Raw genomic sequence first — 22,606 nt, 5'->3', positions numbered from 1 at the left:
CGGCACGCAGCGGAGCGGAGTGACGTCATGAGCGAGTGGGACCTGGCCGGGCGGGTGGTGGAGCTGGTCGCCCGGCTGGGCGGGGCGGACGCCCAGGCCGAGGTGACGGTGTCCCGGGGCGAGTTGGCGTTGACCCGGTTCGCCAACTCTGCGATCCACCAGAACGTCGCCGAGTCCGCCGTGGAGGTCCGGCTGCGGCTGCACCTGGGTGGGCGTACCGCCACCGGGGTGGGCAGCGCGGTCAGCGCCGACGGGCTGCGTGCGCTGGTGGAGCGCGTGGTGGCGGCGACCCGTTACACCCCGCCCGACCGGGGTTGGCCCGGCCTGACCCCGCCGACGGCGATGCCGGCATCGGCGCGCTGGGACGCCGCCACCGCCGAGGCCGGTCCGGACGAGAGGGCCGCCCTGGTGCGGACGTTCGTCGACGCGGCAGGAGGCTTGGAGACGGCCGGCTACTGCCGCACCACGTACCGGTCGGTGGCGTTCGCCAACTCGGCCGGGCACACGGCGCAGGGCCGCACGGCGGAGGCGGCGATGGACGGGATCGCCCGGGCGGGCGGGGCGGACGGGGTGGCCCGGCACTGCGTCGACCGGCTGGCCGATCTGGACGGCGCCGGTCTCGGGCGGCACGCCGCCGCGAAGGCCCGGGCGGCGGTCGACCCGGTCGAGCTGGCGCCGGGGCACTACCCGGTGGTGCTGGAGCCGGCCGCGGTGGCGGACCTGTTGCAGAACCTCGCCTGGTACGGCTTCAACGGCAAGCGGTACGCCGAGCGGCAGTCGTTCGCCGAGCCCGGAACGGACCAGCTCGACCCGGCGGTGACCCTGGTCGACGATCCGCTCGGCGCCACCGGGCTGCCGTTCGACCTGGAGGGTACGCCGACCGGGGCGCTGACCCTGGTGGACGCGGGCACCACCTTGGCCGTGGCACACGACCGGCGCAGCGCCGCCGAGCAGGGCACGACCTCGACCGGTCACGCCGCTCCCGGCAGCGCCACCTTCGGCCCGCTGCCGCGCAACCTGCGGCTGGTCCCGTCCGGTCGCGCCGATGCGGTGGAGACGGTCGGGGCGACGACGCCGCCGAGCGGGGCGGTGGTGGACGCCGACACGGCGGCTCTGGTCTCCCGGATGGAGCGCGGACTGCTGGTCAGCGACCTGTGGTACACCCGGGTGCTCGACCCGAAGAGCCTCGTGGTGACCGGGCTGACCCGCAACGGGCTCTGGCTGGTCGAGGACGGTCAGGTCACCCGTGCGGTCCGGGACCTGCGCTTCACCGAGTCGTACCCCCGGGCGTTGGCGCCGGGCGGGGTGCTGGAGGTGGGCCGTCGGGCGGTACGCCAGCCGGGCCGGTTCGACAGCGTGTGGTGGGAGGCGCCGTCGCTGCGACTGGCCTCGTGGAACTTCACCGGCGGGGCGTCCGGCTGACCAGCGGATCGGCCGTCTGTCGATCTTTTTCGGACGCTCACATATTGATCATGGCGAGAGACTTTCCAAAGCTCGGGACACACGGGACACTGCCTTGCGCGGACGGCCCGCCTGGATCGGCGTAACGTGTGTCACTTAGCTGCGCCGACATACCGGTGCGGTCGTTGGTGTGCGCATGACGTGGCACGTGGGCGCGGGATGACCGGTCCGCCTGCCGACCGGAAGTGTTCCGCCGCCCGTGACAGGGCCCCGTCAGGGAGACGACGCGAATGACATCATCGGCAACGAAACCGAAACCGCGGGGGGCGCGGGCACGTGCCGCGATCGCGGCGAAGACGTTGCGTACGGACCGTTGGTGGCTCGCGCCACTGATCACCGTCATCGGGCTCGGTGCGTGGATCACGTACGCGACGGTCCGGGTCTTCATGCACGACTACTACTGGGTCGAGGAGTACCACTACCTCACCCCGTTCTACTCGCCGTGCGTGACCGACCGGTGCATTCCCGAGGCGTCGCACTTCGGGCAGTACCTGCCCGGCTGGTGGATCATCCCGGACGCCGCGTTCACCCTGCCGTTCCTGCTGCTGTTCCGGCTGACCTGCTACTACTACCGCAAGGCGTACTACCGGTCGTTCTGGCTCTCGCCGCCGGCCTGCGCGGTGCCCGACGGTCACGCCAGCTACGGCGGCGAGACCCGGTTCCCGCTGATCGTGCAGAACTCGCACCGGTACTTCTTCTACTTCGCCGCGATCATCTCGTTGATCAACACGTGGGACGCGATCGCGGCCTTCCGCAGCCCGGAGGGCTTCGGGTTCGGCCTGGGCAACCTGATCCTGCTCGGCAACGTGATCATGCTCTGGGGTTACACGATCTCCTGCCACTCCTGCCGGCACATCATCGGCGGACGGCTCAAGCACTTCTCCAAGCATCCGGTCCGCTACCGGGCCTGGGGCTTCGTCTCCTGGCTGAACGTCCGGCACATGCAGCTCGCCTGGATCACCCTCGGCACGTTGGCGCTGACCGACTTCTACGTCATGTCGGTCGCCGCCGGGTGGATCTCCGACCTGCGGTTCATCAACTAAGGGCCCCCGACATGACCAATCCTCAGCACGGACCGAGCACCACCACTCGCATCGAACGACACCACTACGACGTCGTCGTGATCGGGGCCGGCGGCGCCGGTCTGCGCGCGGCGATCGAGGCACGGCTGGCCGGCAAGAAGACCGCCATCATCTCCAAGTCGCTGTTCGGCAAGGCACACACGGTGATGGCCGAGGGCGGCGCCGCGGCGGCCATGGGGAACGTGAACAGCCGGGACAGCTGGCAGGTGCACTTCCGCGACACCATGCGCGGCGGCAAGTTCCTGAACAACTTCCGGATGGCGGAGCTGCACGCGAAGGAGTCGCCGCAGCGGATCTGGGAGCTGGAGACGTACGGGGCGCTGTTCGACCGTACGAAGGACGGCAAGATCTCGCAGCGCAACTTCGGCGGCCACGAGTACCCCCGGTTGGCGCACGTCGGCGACCGCACCGGCCTGGAGCTGATCCGCACCCTGCAACAGAAGATCGTCTCGTTGCAGCAGGAGGACAAGCGCGACCACGGCTCGTACGACGCCCGGATCAAGGTCTTCGCCGAGACCACCATCACCGAGCTGCTGCTCGACGGCGACCGAATCTCCGGCGCGTTCGGCTACTACCGTGAGTCCGGCGAGTTCGTCCTCTTCGAGGCGCCCGCCGTGGTGCTCGCCACCGGCGGCGTCGGCCGCTCCTACAAGGTCACCTCGAACTCCTGGGAGTACACCGGGGACGGTCACGCGCTGGCGCTGCGCGCCGGGGCGACCCTGATCAACATGGAGTTTCTTCAGTTCCACCCCACCGGCATGGTCTGGCCGGTCTCGGTCAAGGGCATCCTGGTCACCGAGTCGGTACGCGGTGACGGTGGCGTGCTCAAGAACTCCGAGGGCAAGCGGTTCATGTTCAACTACGTCCCCGACGTCTTCCGCAAGCAGTACGCGGAGACCGAGGAGGAGGCGGACCGCTGGTACACCGACCCCGACAACAACCGGCGCCCACCGGAGCTGTTGCCCCGCGACGAGGTGGCCCGAGCGATCAACACCGAGGTCAAGGAGGGTCGGGGCACTCCGGCCGGCGGCGTCTACCTGGACATCGCCTCCCGGTTGCCGGCCGAGGAGATCCGTCGTCGCCTGCCGTCGATGCACCACCAGTTCAAGGGACTGGCCGACGTCGACATCACCAAGGAGCCGATGGAGGTCGGCCCGACCTGCCACTACGTGATGGGCGGCGTCGAGGTCGACCCGGACAGCGGCGCCGCGTACGGCTCGGTGCGGGGCCTGTTCGCCGCCGGTGAGGTGTCCGGCGGAATGCACGGCTCGAACCGGCTCGGCGGCAACTCCCTCTCCGACCTGCTGGTCTTCGGCAAGCGCGCCGGTGGCCACGCGGCCACCTACGTCGACCAGCTCGGCGGGCGGCCCCGGGTGGCCGTGGAGGCGGTGGAGACCGCGGTGGAGACCGCGCTGGCCCCGCTCCAGCGGGACACCGGCGAGAACCCGTACACCCTCCAGCAGGATCTCCAGGCGGTGATGGGAGATCTGGTCGGAATCATCCGGCGGGAGGCTGAGCTGGAGGACGCGCTGGTCCGGCTGGCCGAGCTGCGCGAGCGGGTGGCGAAGGTCAGCGCCGTCGGCGGCCGGCGTTACAACCCCGGCTGGCACCTGGCGCTGGACCTGCGCAACATGCTGGTCGTGTCGGAGTGCACCGCCAAGGCGGCGTTGGAACGCCGGGAGTCGCGTGGCGGCCACACCCGCGAGGACCACCCGACCATGGACCCGCAGTGGCGACGGGTCAACCTGGTCTGCTCGCTGGAGGGCGACACGGTCCGGCTGGAACGCAAGCCGCTGCCGAAGATGCGGACCGAGCTGATCGGCCTCTTCGACCGCAACGAGCTGGCCAAGTACCTGACCGACGAGGAACTGGCCGAGTTCGACACCGTCGCCGCCGCCGACGCTGCCGGGAAGGGGAGCTGAGAGATGGGTACGAAGCGCAACTTCCGGATCTGGCGGGGTGACGCCGACGGAGGCGACCTGACGGACTACCGCGTCGAGGTGAACGAGGGCGAGGTGGTCCTCGACGTGCTCCACCGGTTGCAGGCGACCGACGCGCCCGACCTGGCGTGCCGGTGGAACTGCAAGGCGGGCAAGTGCGGCTCCTGTTCGATGGAGATCAACGGGATGCCGAAGCTCAGCTGCATGACCCGGATGTCGACGTTCGAGGAGGACGAGACGGTCACGGTCACGCCGCTGCGCACCTTCCCGGTGATCCGGGACCTGGTCACCGACGTGTCGTTCAACTACGAGAAGGCGCGGGAGACCCCGGCCTTCGCTCCCCCCGCCGACCTGGCCCCCGGCGACTACCGGATGCAGCAGGTCGACGTGGAGCGCTCGCAGGAGTTCCGCAAGTGCATCGAGTGCTTTCTGTGCCAGAACGTCTGTCACGTGATCCGTGACCACGACGAGAACAAGCCGGCGTTCTCCGGTCCGCGGTACTTCATCCGGGCCGCCGAACTGGACATGCACCCGCTGGACGCCAAGACCGACCGCAAGGAGTACGCGCAGGCGGAACAGGGTCTCGGCTTCTGCAACATCACCAAGTGCTGCACCGAGGTCTGCCCCGAGCACATCAAGATCACCGACAACGGGATCATCCCCATGAAGGAACGGGTCGTCGACCGCAGGTACGATCCACTTGTATGGCTCGGTAGCAAGATCTTCCGGAGGGGTCAGGTGCCTCAGACCAGCGTGACCAGCGAACACACCCCGGGCGCCGTGCGCTCCAGCGCCGGCGGCCACGGCGTGCACTCGCACGCGGGTGGCTCCCACGACGCCGACGCCGAGGTGCAGGCCCAGCAGGGCGTCAACTGGCACCGTGAGGTGCCCCGGCCGACCGCCCCAGCGGTCGACGCGAGCGGCAAGCTGCCGCTGACGGAGCTCACCTTCGACCGGGCGGCGGCACCCTCGCCCTTCGGCGACGACGTGACCTTCCCGCTGCCCCCGGAGCACCTCAACTTCGCGCACCCGGAGCAGGACGACAAGAAGCACTGACACCCGTTTCGACCGGGGGGCCGTGGCATCCGCCACGGCCCCCCGGTTCGTTTCCCGCGCCTGGGCCGCGCAGATCGCCGCGTCGACGGCCGGGGACCGAAGGCGGTTCAGATCGCGTGCTCGGCGCCGACCTCGGCCGGAACGCGCTTCGCTATCCGCAGGTTCAGCTTCCACGCGGCCCGCTGGGCCAGGCGCACCGCCTCCTCGGCGCTGGCGGCGCTCGCCCGCACCTGTGCGACCCGGGAACCCGAGTCGGAGAGCAACTCCACCGGGGCGCCGACCTGGACCAGCGCGGTGACCTCGACCGACGGCCCCAGGGCCCGGGCGTCCTCGACCCCGTCCAGCCCGGCGAAGATCCCCGCCTCCGGCGCGGTCACGAACCAGATCGCCTCGCTGGTGCCGCTCGGCGCGGCGTTGCGCAGCCGCTCCTGCACCGGTTCGCCGAGCACCAGGTCGATCGAGGCCGCCGACATGTCCACCCCGCTAACGATCGACGCCATCTCCCCGATGTCGTCACCGCCGACCCGGGCGTTGACCTCCACGATTCGGGGCCCCTCCGAGGTCAGCACCACCTCGGTGTGGGCGGGACCGTCGGTGAACCCGAGGGCGTCGAGCATCCTGACGACGTACGAGCGGACCACCTCGGCCTCCGCATCGGGGATCTGTGCCGGCACCACGTGCCCGAGCTCGACAAACGTCTCCGGGTGGGAGAACTTCTGCGTGATCGCGAGCACCGAGGTGACTCCGTGCTGACTGATCGACTCGACGCTGAACTGCGGCCCGGACAGGAAGGGCTCCACGATCACGCGGCGGTTGGCGCGATCGGGATCGATCGGCGACTCCTGGTCGGACGCCCGTCGTAGCGCCGCTTCCAGGTCACTGTCCCGGGTCACCTTCGACACGCCCATGCTTCCGCAACCGGCGGCCGGCTTCACGATCCAGGCGGCCTCCGGGTGTCCCGCACCGACGATCGCGGCCAACTCGGCGATGTTCTCGACGGTGCGTGCTCGTACGTCCTCGACGCCGGCCTCAGCCAGGTGGGTACGCATCGACTCCTTGTCGACGATGCGCCTGACCACCGGAAGCGGCGGTACGCCGGGCAGGTCGAGTGCCGTGGCGATCCGCGCCGCCAGGACGGTGAGCGGTTCACCGAGACAGGCGACGGCGTCGAACGGGTCGACCGCGTGGATCGTCCCGACCATGTCGACGACCAGGTCGTCGGGCTCGTCGCCCTGAATGGCGAGGACGCGTGCATGGTGACCGAGGTTGCCGAACCAGGTTAAGAGCTCGCGGGACGTGACGAACGTCGTCCGGGTCTCCGGGCGGTGCGCCAGGAACGCGCCGTTGCCGCCACCCACGAGGAGGACATGAAAGGTTCGTCCGCTCATCACTGCTCCGTATGCTCTCGGCTACCGGGAGTGCACAGTCTCCTCACTGACGCCGTTCGACACCATCGTCTGTCCATCCGGTAACACCTGACGCGTACGGCGGGGTTACCTGTCGGGTGCCTGTCCCTCGGGCGTGGCGTCTGCCGACGCGAGCAGCGGGCGGAGGACGGCGACGATGGGGGCGTCGGCGGGCAGCCAGGTGACGGTGTCCAGCTCGGCGGCGGAGAGCCAGCGCATCCCGGAGTGTTCCAGCGCCTGCGGTCGGTCACCGTGCAGCAGACGGGCCGCGTACACCTTGAGCACCGAACGGCCGTGCGCCATCCGGACGCTGCGGCCGACCCGGTCGCCGATCTCGACGCGTACGCCGAGCTCCTCGGCGCACTCGCGGGCCAACGCGGCCGTCTCGCTCTCCCCCGGCTCCACCTTGCCGCCGGGGAACTCCCACATGCCGGCGACCTCGGGTGGAGCCGACCGGGCGCAGGCCAGCACTCGCCCGTCCTCGATGATGGCCGCCCCGACGATCACCTTCGGGTCCCTGCGGGCTGCCTGCCCGCCACCATTACCCCGTTCGGTCCGCACGGGCGTCCAGCGTGCCAGATCAATCGGCGGTTTGGGTAGCTTGGTCGACCGTCAGGGCAGGAATCCCAAGAAGTGTGGGCGTGGACACACCATCCGAGTGACGTAAGACTAGAGGCACCGACAAGACACGGGGCGGCGACGATTTGGCCACAAGCCGGCAACGAAGCCTGGGAGGTACGGTGATGCGTGCGCTGTTCGGCGGTCGGGCGAAGCACGACTACCTCAGCGACGCTCTCACCCTACTCAATGGGTGGACGCGTGAGGGCGACCAGATTCGGCGCACTCTGGTCATTGATGACACGCAGCACGCGGCCCTGACCGAACGGGTCAAGGTGGTCGCCGACGCGCTGCACCTGCGGCCGGAGATCAGCCGCAAGGCCGACCACACCCAGATCCGGGTCGGCCATCACGACGAGCCTCTCACCGAGGGTGATGTCCTGCTGGCCGCCCGGATCGAGGACGCCTACCGCGCGGTGGCGGAGCCGGACGAGGACCGCCTGGGCTGACCGGCGGCCCTCGTACCCACCCGCGCTCAGATCTCGGCGTCCTGCGGGTACGCCCGTAGCTCGACCGAGTTGCCGTCCGGGTCACGGACATAGAGCGAGACTGCCTCGCCCCGTGCCCCGAACCGCCCGACCGGGCCTTCGAGGATCGTGAAGACGCCGGAATCGATCACCCGCTGCCAGTCCAGCGGTGCCACGACCAGGCAGAAATGATCGACGTTGGACTCGCCCCGGTCACGCCGGACCAGGTCGATGATGGTCTCCGGGCTGACCCGGACGGACGGGAACGACTCCTGCCCGGCCCGCCACTGCGCCACCCGGACCGGGGCCAGGCCGAGCACGCCGCAGTAGAAGTCGAGGGCGCGTTCGACGTCGGCCACGTTGAGCACCACATGGTCGAAACCGGTGACCCGAACGGGTGTGGGAGTAGTCGTGTTCATGCCGTTCACGATGCGCCGTCCGGCACCACCGACCAAGGGCCGATCGCAGTACCATCGTTGCGTCCTAGTCAACGATGGGAACGGACGTGTTGGAGCGGTACGATATCGACGTCTTCCTGACCCTCGCCGAGGAACTGCACTTCGGCCGGACGGCCGAGCGCCTGCGGATCAGCACCGGCCGGGTCAGCCACGTGGTCAAGAAGCTTGAGCACCGGATCGGCGCGCTGCTGTTCGCCCGTACCAGTCGGGTGGTGCGGCTCACCCCGATCGGTCGACGGCTCGCCGAGGACCTGACGCCGCTGGTCGCCGGCATGGACGAGGCGGTGCGCCGGGCCACCGAGGCGGGACGCGGCACGAGCGGTCGACTGACCGTGGCGTTCCTCGGCGAGTGGACCGCGCCCGTCCTGCTCAGGGCCGTCGAGCTGTTCACCCGACGGCGGCTCGATCGACATCCTCGTCGCCGCGTACCCGTTCGACGGGATGGCCTGCGGACCGCCACTGCTCAGCGAACCCCGGCTGCTCGCGGTGGCCGTGACACACCCGCTGGCCCGCGCCGAGTCCGTCTCCGTCGAGGTGCTGGCCGACCATCCGGTCATCCAGTACCCGGCGGTCACGTCGGCGGCGTTCAAACGCGACCGCACGCCGGAGCACACCCCGTCCGGCCGCCCGGTGCCGAAGGGGCCGGCGGGCGCCACCTTCTCCGAGATGCTGACCCTGGTGGCGATGGGCCGGGGGGTGCTGCCGGTGGGCGAACACACCCGGCGCTACTACCCGCGCCCCGACGTGGCGTACGTGCCGATCGCCGACGCGCCACCGCCGCCGCTGGCGTCGGCCACCTACCGTGGAGTACATGACGAACGCGACGTACGACCGCAAGGAGCAGTTCCAGCAGATCCAGAGTGGCCTGCTCGACGGGGAACAGATCATCGCCGTCTACGACGCCGTCGGCACCGGCACCGGGTTCATCGGGCTCACCGATCGACGCGTGATCATCCAGGACCGTTCGTTCATCGGCAAGAAGTACGCGATCACCAGCATCCCGTACTCGAAGATCACCAGCGTGAGCGTGGTCAGCAACAAGTCGTGGGGTGGTTCGTTCTTCTCCACCGGCGCCATCGCCATCCACGTCGGCACGCACACCTACGAGGTGGAGTTCCGGGGCGACCAGAAGAGTCACCACGTGCACAACGTGATCCTGCACTACATCAGCTGACCAGTCCCAGCCCGCGCAGCGCGTCACCGAACGACGCCGCGCGGGCGATCAGCCGCCAGCCCTCGGGCACCAGCAGGTCGACGCGGCAGCCGTCCCGGCCGAACTCCACCGACACCTCCGTACCCGCGTGGTGTTCGGCCAGCGCCAGGATGCCCGGCACCGGGTCGGGTGGCCGCGCCCTGGCCGGGGCCTGCGGCACGGGAATCGGCACGGCGGGATCGTCCGGCACGGCGTCGCGTACCGCGTTGTCGAGGAACCGCAGGCAGAAGTCGATCGCCGCTTCCACGGTGAGCTGCATCGGCCGTGCGCGGGCCGTGCCGCACCGGACCAGCGACACCGACCAGCGCAACGCCATCCCGTCGGGCCGTTCGTCGCACACCCCCACCCGCAGCGTCAGTGACAACGCGCGGGCCAGGCGTACCAGGTCCGCCAGGGGCGGCACGTCCGGGCGGCGGGCGACCACGATCAGCCGGGCACCGGGCCGCCCGGCGGCGGCGGAGGAGACGAACCGCCGCTCCGGGTCCGGTCCGCCGACCAGCACCAGGCCGTCCCGCAGCGCCGCGTCGAGGGTCCGGCCGCCGTCGGCGTCGGTGAGGTGTTCGGGCCGTACGCCGAAACGGGTGGCCTGGTCGGCGAGCCGGTAGGGGCCGTCGAGCCGGTGACCGGACGGCACGTCGGGCCCGTCACCGGGCAGCCACAGCTCATGCTCGGCCCGGTCGACCAGATCGGTCACCGTCACGGTGAGCGCGGCGTGGCGGCGACGGCTGCCCCGGCATCCCGGGCAGCCGCCGGTCACCGGCGCGAACCCGGCACCGCCGCAGATGCGGCATCCCGGCTCAGCCGGTCCGCCGTCGACCCGGCAGTAGCAGGAGACCAGCCCGCCGCCGGGAACGCAGTCCGGGCACGGTTCATGCGGCACCGGCACGCCCTGCCAGCTCGGCGCGGGCGGTTCGGCGACCCGCCGCAGCAGGTCGATCGGTCGCCGGGCGACCTGCCCGGTGTCCCGCTCGGTCAACACGACCGTGCTGCCGTCCACGGCGAGCCGCAGATGCCACCAGCGCCCGTCGCGCCAGACCGCCTGGGCACCGGGTGCCCCACCCAGGTCGGCGAGGACCAGCCCACCGAGCCGTGCCAGGTCGACGTCGTGCCGCACGGTCCGCTCGCCACCACCAGGCACCATCGTGTACGCGGGCGCGGCCGACCCGCGCTCCCCCAGCCCGAACAGCGCGTCGGCGACGGTGGTCGCGGCGACCGCCGTCCGCAGGTCGGGCCAGTGCGCCGGCGTCTGTGCGGGCAGCTGCGAGCCCGGCACCTCATACCGCACGTGCCATGTCGGGGCACCACGGCGGTGCCGACGCGCCTCGACCACCAGGTCCAGCCGGAGCAGGTCCGCCAGCTCGCAGAGCCGGGCCAGCCGGGCGTCCGGTTGCTCGGCGGGCGGTGCCGCCGACCGGATCAGCAGCAGCCACCACGGCCGGTGCACGTGCCGGGCGATCGCCTGTGCCTCCAACTCCCGTAGCCGCTGCTGCGGCAGCCCCGGCCGCCACCGCCGGTGCAGCGGCACGACCAGGCTCGCCGCCTCCCAGGGCCGGTTGCGTTCCCGCAGCGGATCGCCGTCCGGCGGCTCGGCGGCCCCGACCTCGCCGTCCGCCCCGACGCCGCCGTCCGCCCCGACCTCGCCGTCCGCCTCGACGACCGCCCGCTGCTCGCGTAGCAGCGCGGTCAGGTCGAGGCACCAGCCGCCCCGGTCCGCGACGGTCGGTTCGACGCTGCCCGGCACCACGTTCGCGGAGGCCACCGCGCCGGTGTCGAGGTCGGCCACGGTGAGCACGAGCTGCGCCCGCCACCGCCCGGTCCGCCCGCAGTCCACACAGTCGTGCGCCACGCTCCCGGCCCCGCCGCAGAGCCGGCAGTCCCGGTACGCCCGCCCGACCTCGTCCCGCCAGCCCACCAGCAGCCGGTTGCCACCACCGGTACACCCGCACACCTCGGTGACGGCACCCGCACCAGCGCAGGTGGCACACGTGATCAGCGGTGCGGCCGGTGGCCCGACCGGCGGCCGGTCCGCGTCCGCGCCCATCACGCCACCCGCCCGGCGCACGGTCCGTCGTGGTCGGCTCGCAGCAGGCAGCGCCGCCCGCCGGGCAACCGCAGGTCACAGAAGACCCGATGGCGTATGCCCTGCTCGTCCTCGGCCGACACGGTGGTCTCGCCGGGGTCGGCCGCGGCGAGCACGCTCGACCACCGGGCCAGCACCCGAGCCAGCCGTACGGCCACACCCAGGTCCCCGGCGACCACCGGCACGTGGATCACGAACCGCTGCGTCATCAGTACCGCCCTCCCGCCGAGTTGCCGTGGCCCAGCCCACCCGAGTGCACCCGGCGGGCCTGCTCGCCCTGCCACCGCCGCAGCGCGTTCCGGCAGCGCGCCGCCTCCTCCACACTGTTACCCAGCGCGTCATAGACGGCGCCCAGTTCGTCGGCCAGCCGGTCCAGGAACTCCTGCACCTCGTCCGGGTCGAGTCCGCGCCGCCCGAACCGGGCCGCCCCGAAACGCCAACCCCGCACCTGCCACGGCCGCAACGGTGGGCAGGCCGCCGACCGGTAGTAACCCGGCCGCAGGACCGCCGTCTGGCCGTCACCCGTCGCCTGCCGCCCGGCCCACTGATGCCGCCCGACCTGCCGCGACCGCCGGGTACGCCGGAAGAAGCCCACGCCCGCACTCCCCTCTCGCCGAATATCGCTGGTCGACATGGCGGGTACCCGCCAACCCGGGCAGGCGGGTACCCACCGCCCCACCACCGCAGCCCACCGGCAGCACGACAGCAGAGCAGCTCACCGAGACGAGTGAAGGATCACCAACGGGCCACCGCTCACTCCCTCACAGTTGGAACAATAACGGAGTTGCCTTATGGCCACAAGGCAATACGGCGCGAGGTGCGTAAGTCAACGTGGGGTCAAGGCTGAGGCGATGAGCATCGATCCGCGTTCGCACACCCCGGTCTATGTGCAACTCGCGGACCTACTGCGCGACCAGATCGAGTCCGGCGAGTTGCCACCCGGCGCGCGAATCGGCAGCGAGGCGCGGCTGAGCCAGGAGTACGGCATCGGTCGGGACGCCGTGCGGATGGCGATCTCGGTCCTGCGCTCCGAGGGCCTGGTCACCAGCAGCCGTGGCCACCCGACGCAAGTGCGCCCGCGTCCAGAGCGGAGGCTGGTCGAAGTCCCGTCGGGTTGCACGATCTCCACACGGATGCCGAACAGCAACGAGCGCCGCCAGATGGACATGGACGAAGGCGTACCGGTCCTCGAAGTGCGCTACCCCGACGGGAAGAAACAGACCTTCCCCGGCGACGAAGTTGAGCTGATCTCCCCGTAGCCGCTGAAGCCCCCAGCCGAGCCCACACGTGAGATCTAGGTGACGCAGGGCACCATCGCGGTACACCCCGTGTGGCGACCCTCACGTAAGGTGTCATTCGATCGATCACACCTCGTGCTGTCGATCGCCACGACCAGGGGAGGTTGCGTGAGCGCGGCACAGATCATCGCGCAGTTGACCGCAGCAACGCGGAAACTCGAAGAAGCCCAAGCCCAGATGGCAGCCGCCCGACAGAGCGTCGGAGAAGCCCGCCAACTCACCGCCGGAGCCCTACAAGGCAGCTCAGGGCAACTCACCTCACAACTCGACGCCCTCATGGAAGTCATCGGCCAAGTCGGCACCCGGCCCGCAGGAGTCAGAGAACAAGTACAAGCAACGATCGCCAAGGTCCAAGCCCTGGGAAACTAGACACGGGTGGCGGCAGCACAACAAGTCAGCCACCCGCCGAGTTCCGGCCCGTAATCCCTCGGGAACAGGCACGGGACGATATCCGCGCACGGGGAATCACTGATGCTCCATCTCCTCAGCGCCGGAAGCAGATCAGCGCGGAAGCAATCGCTTTCGGCGGCTCCACCGCAGCCACCATCTGGGCGAGCATGTCCGAGTACCTGCCGCCCCTACCGAAGGCCATTGTCGGCACGGTTCTCAGCGCCATTGCAAGCTGGAGCGCTTTCAAGGCATGGCGAGACAAGACCAGTAAACAGCAACGGAGAGGCGGACATGAAGATCGATGAGGCCGTCGAGCAGCGAGTGAGAGACACCCTGCACTGGGTGGTCAAGCAGAACCCCGACGAGTTCGACAAAGCCCTCCGTAGCTTCCCCGACGAAAGTTCGCGGCTACACGCCCTCGAACTTTTGGCAAGGATCAACGCCTACGCGGCGATTGATGTGTTTGGGCACCGCCCCTCCCTGGCTGAAATTCAGGTACTCGCCGAAAAGATTGCTCGATCCGAAGAGTGGTCCACTGCTTCCGTGAGCGAGATCGCGACATTCCTTGAGGCGGTCCTCGGCGGTAGGGCACTCTCCGAGGCACTACCGGCCGACAGCGCAGTATTCTTGTCCTTCATCGTCGCCGGAAACCTATTGTCCTCTCAGCCCATGCCCGAAGGACAGTGGTGGTTCGACTACCTCGATCGAGTCGAAGCAGTCATCGAAAAATACTAACTTGCGATGGCCCTGCCATCTCGATCACGCCCGAATCGGGCGCTCGAATCAGCCCGATCCACGAGCGGCCCCGATTAATAGATCGGGGCCGCTCGGCACCACTAAGGCAGATTCAGCCATGTGGAACAGGAACTCTAGTTTAGGATCTCCATGGGAGGCAGTGCATCAACGATCTTCATCGTGTCCAGACTGACCGTCACGATCCGCTTTAGCAATTCGACGATGTAGCGCGGATCGTCAGACCAATCGTTTGGATCGTTGACAATACCCGAATCCCTGTCGACCTTGACCTGATAACGGTCAACAATCCACTCGATAGCCGATCGAGCGCCGAGCTGGTAGCGGTACGCCTGTTCAGGAATATTGGTGAGGGAAACGCGGTGGTTGTAAAGGATGGTCGACCGATCCACCACACCCTTTGACCTAGGGAACTTCATCTTCCCAACCCGGTACAACTCCTCAAGTGGAGTACTCGAAGCATCCTCCGCGACCGTCTCGACTATTCCCCGAAAGGGCTCTACCTGCTCGTAACCGATATGAAGTTCGGCGAGCTTGCCACCAGCCTCCGCGAAGCCACGAAATTCGACTACCTTCGGAATGCGCGGCAGTGACCTCTTTAGGTCCGAGGCGAACCTATCCCGGTATTCAGGCGAGTGTAGCAGCCCATACGCGTAGTAAAAGATGTCATCTTTTGTGATGGTCTCATCACCGTAGGACTCTCGGTAGTCCTTTAGCGCAACATCGCTGATATTGTCTACACGCTCATAGTCGACCACAGACGTTGCCGCAGCGAACAAGTCGTCACCGCCACTGAGCTTCCGGTAGCTGTAGCGAGGGAAGAAGGCACCGCCACTACCGGCACCAGTCACATGCAGGTCAGGAACACAATCGAGCATGACCACAGAGAAAGGAACTGACGAACCGTAGCCGACGTTGTAGAACCCGAGGTTCGATTCCTTCGAGGTCGGAAACAGTCGCCCCAATTGATAGACCATGTCGTTGAGACGGGCATCGAATAAGACATGCTGCTTAACGAAAGGGCGATACATCGAAACAAAGAGGCGGCGGTCGTCAAATGCGTACCGCACACCCCTAGCAACGTTGACTTTGTCTATTCTGTTCCAGCTAATCCTTGCCGAGTCGAGATCAATAAACTTCTCAACGTCAGCCGCCTTGGGAGAAAGAATCCCCCGCTCCTCGCAGTATGCCGTAAACCCTTCCACTTGCTGATTGTAGAACTCGACCATCGCAGCAATCTTTCGCCTGACTGCTTGATCCGAAAAACCGTAAGCCCAGGGATCTCGCCCGGTCTTCAGCCCTCCTGAATATACTTCGAACAGAGCTTTCGATCGCACGGCCCTATCCTTTTCGCCGAGAGGCAAAAATCTAGCAAAGAGCTCGTCTCGCTGATTTATCCAGTCCCCATCCACGCTCGGCGATAGCCGCTGCCAGGCCACAGCCTCAAGGCTCTGCGAGCCAACAATCTCTAGCTTTTTTTCACGACTTAGATAGTCTCCGATATCTCGATAGTAGAGCGCACATTGCTCGACCGAAACGGCAGCCGGACCACCCTTGACCAACATCAACACGGCAACCGTGTTCCTGCTGCCCGAATCGAAGATTTTACCGCCTTCTCGACGAGATAGCTCACCAGCGGTCCGCTGGTTTCCTCGAAGGTTGTAGCAGTAGATAGCGTCGAATTCGCCGACCAGGCACTTACGCAAACCGTCTGCCGTGTTGCCGTCAATATATCCCCCGTTCGACACGAAGGCGATGACCCCTTCGTCATCGATTCGATCAGAGGCCCAACGGATCGCCCGAATATAGGAGTCGTAGAGCGAGTTCTTATTCGTGGCGGTCGAGAGTGCCGCATACGTCTGTTTGATGCGATTGTCGAGTTCTTCGTACTTCAGATTCTGATTGTTGTCATTCTGGCTTTCCTGGCCTTTGGAGTACGGCGGGTTGCCGATGATGACGGTTAGTTTCTGCTTTTGTTGGCGTTTGGCGCGTTCGCTGTTGCCTTCGAGGACGTCCAGGCCGTCGAGTGTGGCGGTGCCTTCGGCGAGTTGGAAGGTGTCGGTGAGGACGATGCCCTCGAAGGGACGGTAGTCGCCGCCGGCCAGATCGTGGTAGGCGGCTTCGATGTTGACGGCCGCGATGTAGTAGGCGAGCAGCACGATCTCGTTGGCGTGCAGCTCGCTCGTGTACTTACGGAACAGGTCCTCCGGCTTGATGAAGCCGGATTGCAGGAGGCGCACCGGGAAGGTGCCGGTGCCGACGAACGGGTCGATGATCTGGACGCCCTCGTCCGACAGCGAGCGGCCGAAGTGTTTGTTCAGCGCCTGCTCGGTCGAGCGGATGATGAAGTCGACCACCTCAACCGGGGTGTAGACGATGCCGAGGGCGTCGGCGGTCTTCGGCAGGGCGGTCTTGAAGAACTTGTCGTACAACTCGACGATGACCCGCTGGCGGCCCTCGTGGTTGTCGATGCCCTCGGCGCGTACCCGGACCGACTGATAGAAGTCGTCGAGCTTCTTGCTCTCGGCGTCAAGGCCCTGGTCGTCGAGGATGTCGAGCATCCGCTGCATGGCCTTGGAGACCGGGTTGTGTTCGGCGAAGCCGTAGTCCTTGAAGAGCGCGTCGAAGACCGGTTTGGTGACGATGTGCTGGGCGAGCATGTCGACGGCGTCGGTCTCGGTGACGCCGGGGTTGATGTTGGCGCGCAGTTCGCCGATGAACTCCTCGAAGGCGCTGCGCTTGTCGGGCAGGGTCAGGGCCGCCGTGATCCGGGTGACGTGGCGTTCGGCGATCTGGGCGATGTCCCGAGCCCAGTCCTCCCAGTACTGCCGTTGGCCGACCTTGTCGACGATGCGGGCATAGATCGCCTCCCGCCAGTCGGTGACGGAGAAGAGCGCCTCCTGGACGTGCTTGGCGTTCTCGGCTTCCTTCGCCTTCGCGGCGTCGGCGCTCTGGGGCGTACTCGATCCGTCGCGGTCGCCGACCGCCTCGTCACCCGGACCGATGCTGCCGATGCCGATCTTGTTGTCGGGCCTGTTCTTGTTCAGCTCGATCTGGTTGACGGTCGCGTTGAAGCGGTCGTCGTGGGCACGCAGCGCCTGGAGGACCTGCCACACCGTCTTGAAACGCCGGTTGTCGGCGAGCGCCTTCTCCGGCGCCATGCCGGCGGGGATGGCGACCGGCAGGATGATGTAACCGTAGTTCTTGCCCGGAGCGAGTCGCATCACCCGGCCGACGGACTGCACCACGTCCACCACCGAGTTGCGGGGATGCAGGAACAGGACGGCGTCCAGGCTCGGCACGTCCACGCCCTCGGAGAGGCAGCGGGCGTTCGACAGGATGCGGGCGTTCGCCGGCCCCGGGTCCTGCTTCAACCAGTCCAACAGCCGGTTGCGCCGGAGCATGTTGAAGGTGCCGTCGACGTGCTCCACCTCGCAACGCAACACCTCGTCGTCGGCGTCGTCGTAGGCGTCGACCACGTCGGTGAAGCGTTTGGCGATCGCGGTCGAGTCTGCGATCGAGCGAGCGAACGCCACAGCCCGCTTCATCGGCGCCTCACCCGCCGCGAACCCCGAACCGTCAGCGAACGTACCGGTCCGCTTCGCCATCGCGTTCCAACAGCCGATGATCTTCGCGGCGTCGTCGAGCCGCAGCTCGCCCTCGCCGCCGGCCAGACCCTGTTGCAGGGTACGCGCCACCCGACCCTCGTCGACCGTGAGGATCAGCACCTTGTAGTCGGTGAGCAGGCCCTGCTCCACGGCCTTGCCGAAGCCCAGCCGGTGGAACTCCGGACCGAACGTGCTCTCGTCGTCCATCGAGGCCAGCACGGCGTCCGCGTTCCGCGCCTCGGCCTTCGTCTCCTCGTTGTAGATCCGAGGGGTCGCGGTCATGTAGAGGCGACGATCCGCACCGAGGTACGCGTCGTCGTGCACCCGCACGAACGACGACTCGTCGTGACCGGCCAGCGTGACACCGGTCGTGCGGTGCGCCTCGTCGCACAGAACCAGGTCGAACCGGGCCAGCCCCTTGCGCTGCGCCGCCGCCACGGTCGCGATCGACTGGTACGTGGAGAAGACCACGGTCATCCCCGGCTCGGCGGCCACCCGGGAAACCTGCGCGATCAACCGATCCGGGTCGGTGGTCGCGGGCAGCGCCAGGTCGTACGTGGCCATGTCGTTGTCGTCGCCCAGCTCGGCCCGCTGCTTGCCGACCTTCGTGTCCGAGCACACCGCGAAGGCACGCAACGGCACCACGGACTCGTGCGACCACTCGCGGAGGCTCTGCGACAGCAGGGCGATGGAAGGCACCAGGAACAGCACGCGGGTGTTTTCGACCTCGCCGGACCCGGTACGCTCGCGGTGCAGCCGTTCGGCGAGCTTCAGGCTGGTGAACGTCTTACCCGTGCCACAGGCCATGATCAGCTTGCCGCGGTCGTGCGTGGCGAAGCCGGCGAAGACGTCGTCGATCGCCTCACGCTGATGCTTGCGGAGGTCGTGCGGCTTGCGTAACGTCATCTCGATGCGGTGGTCGAGACTGGGCATGTGCCACTCGACCGGGCTCTGGGAGATCTCCACCAGCCCCAGCCGGGTCACCGGCACCTGCTGGTCGGCCAGCGCCGCCTCGGCGTGCACGTTCCACCTGTCGGTGGTCGAGATGATCAGGCGCCGGGTGAACCCGCCCTTACCGGAGGCGGTGAAGAAGGAGTCGATGTCCCCCTTCTCCACGGTGTGCTGCGGCTCGTAGAACTTGCACTGGACGGCGCAGAACCCACCCGTCTCCCGATCCTGTGCCACGAGGTCGATGCCGGTGTCCCGCTTGTCGGCCTCCGCCCCCGGCCAGTCGGCCCACATCCACACCCGGCTGAACTGCTCGGTCCACTGCGGGTCGGTGCTCAGGTACCGGAGCATCAGCTCCTCGAAACGCGTCCCACGATCGCGGTTGCTCGGTGAACTGTCGCGGATCGCCCTGATGACGTCGTGCACGGTCGTGGTCGTCACTGCGCTTCGAGTCCCGTCACAGTCAGCGGCGAGCCGTGCCCGCCGGGATAGTCACACCGGAGGTGAACCGCGACTCTACCGCTCCGATCGCGGCTGCCGAGCAAGGCAGGCAGACCGGCTCCCGCCCCGTTCCCGCCGCCTCGGGCGAACGCGCCACGGCGGAGTGCCTCCCGGCCTATTTGACGCGGTACGTTCGGTCAAGGTGTCTCGCGTCCGCGATCACAATGAGAGTGATCTGTCTTCCCGCACCCTGATGCCCTTTGAATCGTTACTGGTGACAGCTTGGAAACGCCTCCTGCCCGGCGCCGGAAGAGAGATGCAGATGCATTGACAAGGGGCGAGTCGGCAACCCGACAGACCAACGACCGAGCGGCCACACATAGCTGCATGTCGAATACCCTGCGTTCCATGCCGCACCCCCCGTCGCCACGGAAGCCTGAGACGACTCGACAGGGGACTCGCCAGAGCCCGCAGCAGGCGTCCCACGAACTGAAGATCGAAGAGCTCCGCCTGAAGTATCAGCTTTACGCGAAGATCAACGACAGCGGACGGGTGGTCCTCTGGATCCTCTCATCCGCCATTCCGCTGCTGGTCATTGCGCAGATCGCCGAGCAGATCGCCGGCAAGGAGACCAACCTCACCGCCTCGTTGAGCGTGACCATCTCCATCGCCATCGTCTTCTCTGCGGGATGGGCGATCACGGCCCGCCGCAGCCATGAGCGCAAACGCGAGATAGATCGACTCAGGTCGAGAAACGATGGCCTTGAGCGAATACTGACCCAGCTCAGGCTGGAAATTGCCGGTTCGTCGCAACAACCAGAGCCCGCCTGAGAGGAGGCTTGGAGATGAGCGCAATCGCAGCAGCCTGGTTCGTACTGCTGACCACCGCCGCGCTGGTGCCCGTGGGCGTGCTGCTCCAGTACGCCAACTGGCAGCACAGCAGATATCGCAACCGCCTGTGGAACCTCAGAGACTCATTGGTGGACGATCTCCTCTCAGGCGACATCGAGTTCAGCAACGGCGCACTCGTGCTGCTCGACGTGATCGAGACGCACATCCGCAACACCCGCCGGCACACCTTCACCGATGTGGGGATCGCCTACCGACTGCTTCGGGGCACGGAGATCACCCCGATCACCGGTCAGTTGGAGGCGGAGGACGTACGTCCCGCTGATCGCGATCTCCTGCTCAGCTACTTCACCGAGTTCCGCCAGGTCACCTTCTCGTACCTGAAGCGAAGCTCGCTGTCGGGTTGGCTGGTTTCGCTGGGCCTCAGACTCAGCCGCGAGCCTGCTCCCGGCCGGGTCGCGTCGCCCCGGCCGATCAGCCCCGAGCTACGACAGCAGGTGGAACAGGTGGAACTTCGGGGTATCCCCAAGCTGACACCGCCAGCCCATGCGATCAGGCGGGGGCCGATTCTCGACAACCCGCTGACAGTGTCCTGACGGCCGCCCTGCTACACCATCATCGGCATCCAACCGAGCCGCAGATTGAGCTGTGCGCATCGGAGGCACTGTGCGAGAATCGCACCTGTGGCTGACATCGACGCACGGCTGCTGGGCGGGCGTATCCGAGATGCCCGCAAGCGTGCAGGGCTGAGCCAGGATGACCTCGGACGGGAAGTTGGTCTGGAACGCACCGTCATGAACAAGATCGAGAGCGGTGTTCGCAAGGTCACCGCCCTCGAACTAGCGGATGTCGCCGCTGCGATCGGTGTCCGCATGTCGACGTTCTTCGAGGAGTCTGTCCCAGCGCTCGTCGCGCATCGGTCCAGCCAGGGGCTGGACACCGCAGACTCGCAGATCGACACGTTGCTCGCGAGGTTCGCCAACGAGGTCCAGTTCGTGGCCTCCTTGGGGGTCGACGAGTTGAAGCTGGATGCCGCCGACAAGGTCGCTGAGGCCGACATAGCACGGCCCGCAACCGCCCCCGAGGCCGAGGTGCTCGCTGCAAAGGCACGCGATCTGCTGGGAATTCCGGCAGACGAGCCAATCCGGCAGCTATCCGCCTGTGTTGCCGAGGTCGGGCTCCTGGCGTTCTCACGCGACATTGGGCACGACACCGCTGACGCCGGGACAATCTTGTTGCCCCGCGGAGGTGTGAGTCTCGTCAACAGTCACATGAAGGTTGGCCGCAGAAGGCTCGCATTGGCACACGAGTTCGGCCATTACCTGATCGCAGATCCGTACACCGTTGACTGGCGAGTGGCGAACCATCCCGACATCCCAATGGAGTCACGCCTCGATCGCTTCGCTCGGGCATTGTTGCTGCCTCGCGAAGTAGTCAGTCAGCAGTGGAGTGAAAAGTTCAAACGATCCGGGGAGCGCACTGCGGCAATTCTTCTTGCAAGTGCGTTCCGGGTCGATATGGCCACCCTTGCTACGCGTTTAAAGGAACTAGGACTAGCCAGCAGCGAGACAGTCGCCGCCGTGCGCGGATACCGCACTACACAGACCGACATTCTTGACCTGAACCTGAACATACCCCTTGAAGAAATGACCGGGACAACGGTTCCCCGGCCTTTCGCCCGTGCGGTACTGCGGCTGGTGCGCGATGAGCGGATCAGCCGCGAGCGGGCACTCGACCTCCTTCAAGGCACTTTTGACGAGACGGATCTCCCGGCTGTTCGCGAGCGGCGTGCCGATGAGATCTGGGACTTCGTCTCGTGACCGTACCCAAGGACGCCTTGGTATTCGACACTGGCCCATTACGACACTTCGCGGCGCAAGGTTGGCTGGGAGTCATTCGTTTCCTCTCCGGCGAGCGCCCGGTCTATATTCCAGATAGCGTCGAACGCGAACTGAACGAATCCACCCAGCACCTCTCAGCCGTGCGCTCCGTACTCGATGCCGATTGGATCCACGTCCACCGATCGACCAGCACCGATTTAATCGAAGCGTTCGCCCGTTACGAGAACCTGCTGGTCGATGGCAGAAAGAACGTCGGCGAATGCGGCGTTCTCGCCATGGGTCAGGTATACAAATGCGAAGTGGTGATTGACGACGCCGTTCCGCGCAGGATCGCGACAGAATACGGCATCCAGGTCACAGCGACCGTTCCGTTGCTCTGTGACGCGATTCGTAGAAAGAAACTGACGGTGACGATGGTCGAAGAGCTGGCCGACAACCTGCTGGAAGGTAAGTACTACTTACCCTTCGGTCCCGGCGGGTTCCGTCAGCATGTGATGGAGCACGGCCTCTTGGACTACGACGACCTGAACCCAACAAGGTGACTGTGCGGTTACGGTCGGACGTTGGAGCCCGCACCACCCCGTCGTCGGCGGGCGTCAAGGTCGGTAGCCGGTCCTGTCGGCGTCGGTAACATTCGATTGCCGCCGTACGTCCTCACGGGGTTGGTTGAGGGAACCGGAGCGCGTTGAGCGCCCCA

20 protein-coding genes and 2 pseudogenes are annotated in these 22,606 nt (G+C 67.1%); 15 read left to right on the top strand and 7 right to left on the bottom strand.

What is annotated here, in order from left to right:
- Positions 1–27 precede the first annotated feature (27 nt).
- The 4 genes from ID554_RS19935 (at position 28) to ID554_RS19920 (ending at position 5,539) form a co-directional block, all read left to right on the top strand.
- Entirely contained in the window at positions 28–1,422 is a 1,395-nt protein-coding gene (locus tag ID554_RS19935) for a TldD/PmbA family protein (RefSeq protein WP_117226106.1), read from the top strand.
- Positions 1,423–1,691: 269 nt separating this feature from the next.
- Positions 1,692–2,504, top strand: coding sequence for a hypothetical protein (locus ID554_RS19930; protein ID WP_117226107.1), 813 nt, complete (start codon positions 1,692–1,694; stop codon positions 2,502–2,504).
- A gap of 11 nt (positions 2,505–2,515) precedes the next feature.
- Complete coding sequence (locus ID554_RS19925) at positions 2,516–4,465, top strand: fumarate reductase/succinate dehydrogenase flavoprotein subunit (RefSeq protein ID WP_117226108.1); 1,950 nt, start codon at positions 2,516–2,518, stop codon at positions 4,463–4,465.
- 3 nt (positions 4,466–4,468) lie between these two features.
- Positions 4,469–5,539, top strand: coding sequence for a succinate dehydrogenase/fumarate reductase iron-sulfur subunit (locus ID554_RS19920; protein ID WP_117226109.1), 1,071 nt, complete (start codon positions 4,469–4,471; stop codon positions 5,537–5,539).
- A 107-nt stretch (positions 5,540–5,646) separates the two neighbouring features.
- On the opposite strand, the gene ID554_RS19915 is transcribed toward ID554_RS19920, so the two are convergent.
- The gene (locus tag ID554_RS19915) at positions 5,647–6,927 is read right to left on the bottom strand and encodes an ATP-grasp domain-containing protein (RefSeq protein WP_117226110.1); all 1,281 of its coding nucleotides are present in this window, start codon (positions 6,925–6,927) and stop codon (positions 5,647–5,649) included.
- 105 nt (positions 6,928–7,032) lie between these two features.
- Entirely contained in the window at positions 7,033–7,506 is a 474-nt protein-coding gene (locus ID554_RS19910) for a (deoxy)nucleoside triphosphate pyrophosphohydrolase (RefSeq protein ID WP_117226111.1), read from the bottom strand.
- 182 nt (positions 7,507–7,688) lie between these two features.
- On the opposite strand from ID554_RS19910, the gene ID554_RS19905 reads away from it, so the two are divergent.
- A complete protein-coding gene (locus tag ID554_RS19905; RefSeq protein ID WP_117226112.1) occupies positions 7,689–8,012 on the top strand; it encodes a 4a-hydroxytetrahydrobiopterin dehydratase in 324 nt (107 codons plus the stop codon).
- A 26-nt stretch (positions 8,013–8,038) separates the two neighbouring features.
- On the opposite strand, the gene ID554_RS19900 is transcribed toward ID554_RS19905, so the two are convergent.
- Positions 8,039–8,449 (bottom strand): VOC family protein, encoded by a 411-nt coding sequence (locus tag ID554_RS19900; RefSeq protein WP_117226444.1) that lies wholly within the window; start codon positions 8,447–8,449, stop codon positions 8,039–8,041.
- A gap of 74 nt (positions 8,450–8,523) precedes the next feature.
- On the opposite strand from ID554_RS19900, the pseudogene ID554_RS31805 reads away from it, so the two are divergent.
- The 3 genes and pseudogenes from ID554_RS31805 to ID554_RS19890 form a co-directional block, all read left to right on the top strand.
- Positions 8,524–8,664: pseudogene (locus ID554_RS31805) on the top strand (LysR family transcriptional regulator); the annotation flags it as partial.
- Positions 8,665–8,929: 265 nt separating this feature from the next.
- Positions 8,930–9,223, top strand: a pseudogene (locus tag ID554_RS31800) (LysR substrate-binding domain-containing protein); the annotation flags it as partial.
- Positions 9,224–9,299: 76 nt separating this feature from the next.
- Positions 9,300–9,662: a PH domain-containing protein gene (locus ID554_RS19890; RefSeq protein WP_117226445.1), complete on the top strand. Its 363-nt coding sequence runs from the start codon at positions 9,300–9,302 to the stop codon at positions 9,660–9,662.
- On the opposite strand, the gene ID554_RS19885 is transcribed toward ID554_RS19890, so the two are convergent.
- The 3 genes from ID554_RS19885 to ID554_RS19875 are packed head-to-tail and all read right to left on the bottom strand — an operon-like array spanning position 9,655 to position 12,376.
- On the bottom strand, positions 9,655–11,742 hold the full coding sequence (locus ID554_RS19885; RefSeq protein ID WP_147333382.1) for a hypothetical protein: 2,088 nt from the start codon (positions 11,740–11,742) through the stop codon (positions 9,655–9,657). The two genes, ID554_RS19890 and ID554_RS19885, sit on opposite strands and share 8 nt — an antisense overlap.
- Positions 11,742–11,990 carry a hypothetical protein gene (locus tag ID554_RS19880; RefSeq protein WP_117226114.1) on the bottom strand — a complete coding sequence of 83 codons (249 nt, stop codon included), beginning with the start codon at positions 11,988–11,990 and terminating at the stop codon, positions 11,742–11,744. Before ID554_RS19880 ends, ID554_RS19885 begins: the two co-directional genes overlap by 1 nt.
- Positions 11,990–12,376: a DivIVA domain-containing protein gene (locus ID554_RS19875; RefSeq protein WP_396888390.1), complete on the bottom strand. Its 387-nt coding sequence runs from the start codon at positions 12,374–12,376 to the stop codon at positions 11,990–11,992. The genes ID554_RS19880 and ID554_RS19875 overlap by 1 nt, the downstream gene beginning before the upstream one ends.
- Before the next feature lie 256 nt (positions 12,377–12,632).
- Between ID554_RS19875 and ID554_RS32485 the strand changes: the two genes are divergently transcribed.
- From ID554_RS32485 to ID554_RS19860, 3 genes are all read left to right on the top strand, one after another.
- Positions 12,633–13,040: a GntR family transcriptional regulator gene (locus ID554_RS32485; RefSeq protein WP_158573664.1), complete on the top strand. Its 408-nt coding sequence runs from the start codon at positions 12,633–12,635 to the stop codon at positions 13,038–13,040.
- A 147-nt stretch (positions 13,041–13,187) separates the two neighbouring features.
- Positions 13,188–13,448: a DUF6244 family protein gene (locus ID554_RS19865; protein ID WP_117226446.1), complete on the top strand. Its 261-nt coding sequence runs from the start codon at positions 13,188–13,190 to the stop codon at positions 13,446–13,448.
- A 312-nt stretch (positions 13,449–13,760) separates the two neighbouring features.
- Positions 13,761–14,204, top strand: a complete 444-nt coding sequence (locus ID554_RS19860; protein ID WP_117226117.1) for a hypothetical protein — start codon at positions 13,761–13,763, stop codon at positions 14,202–14,204.
- 134 nt (positions 14,205–14,338) lie between these two features.
- On the opposite strand, the gene ID554_RS19855 is transcribed toward ID554_RS19860, so the two are convergent.
- Positions 14,339–19,219 carry a DEAD/DEAH box helicase gene (locus ID554_RS19855; RefSeq protein WP_223884158.1) on the bottom strand — a complete coding sequence of 1,627 codons (4,881 nt, stop codon included), beginning with the start codon at positions 19,217–19,219 and terminating at the stop codon, positions 14,339–14,341.
- A 408-nt stretch (positions 19,220–19,627) separates the two neighbouring features.
- Between ID554_RS19855 and ID554_RS19850 the strand changes: the two genes are divergently transcribed.
- From ID554_RS19850 to ID554_RS19835, 4 genes are all read left to right on the top strand, one after another.
- Complete coding sequence (locus ID554_RS19850) at positions 19,628–20,050, top strand: hypothetical protein (RefSeq protein WP_117226118.1); 423 nt, start codon at positions 19,628–19,630, stop codon at positions 20,048–20,050.
- Between the two features lie 14 nt (positions 20,051–20,064).
- Positions 20,065–20,664: a hypothetical protein gene (locus ID554_RS19845; RefSeq protein WP_147333383.1), complete on the top strand. Its 600-nt coding sequence runs from the start codon at positions 20,065–20,067 to the stop codon at positions 20,662–20,664.
- Positions 20,665–20,751: 87 nt separating this feature from the next.
- Positions 20,752–21,888: a helix-turn-helix domain-containing protein gene (locus ID554_RS19840; RefSeq protein WP_117226120.1), complete on the top strand. Its 1,137-nt coding sequence runs from the start codon at positions 20,752–20,754 to the stop codon at positions 21,886–21,888.
- Positions 21,885–22,451, top strand: coding sequence for a nucleotide-binding protein (locus ID554_RS19835; protein ID WP_117226121.1), 567 nt, complete (start codon positions 21,885–21,887; stop codon positions 22,449–22,451). Before ID554_RS19840 ends, ID554_RS19835 begins: the two co-directional genes overlap by 4 nt.
- Positions 22,452–22,606: the final 155 nt, after the last annotated feature.

The sequence above is a fragment of the Micromonospora craniellae genome (genome assembly GCF_014764405.1).
GTDB lineage: Bacteria > Actinomycetota > Actinomycetes > Mycobacteriales > Micromonosporaceae > Micromonospora > Micromonospora craniellae.
Note: the sequence above shows the minus strand (reverse complement) of the source record. Positions and strands in the feature narration are given on the sequence as shown.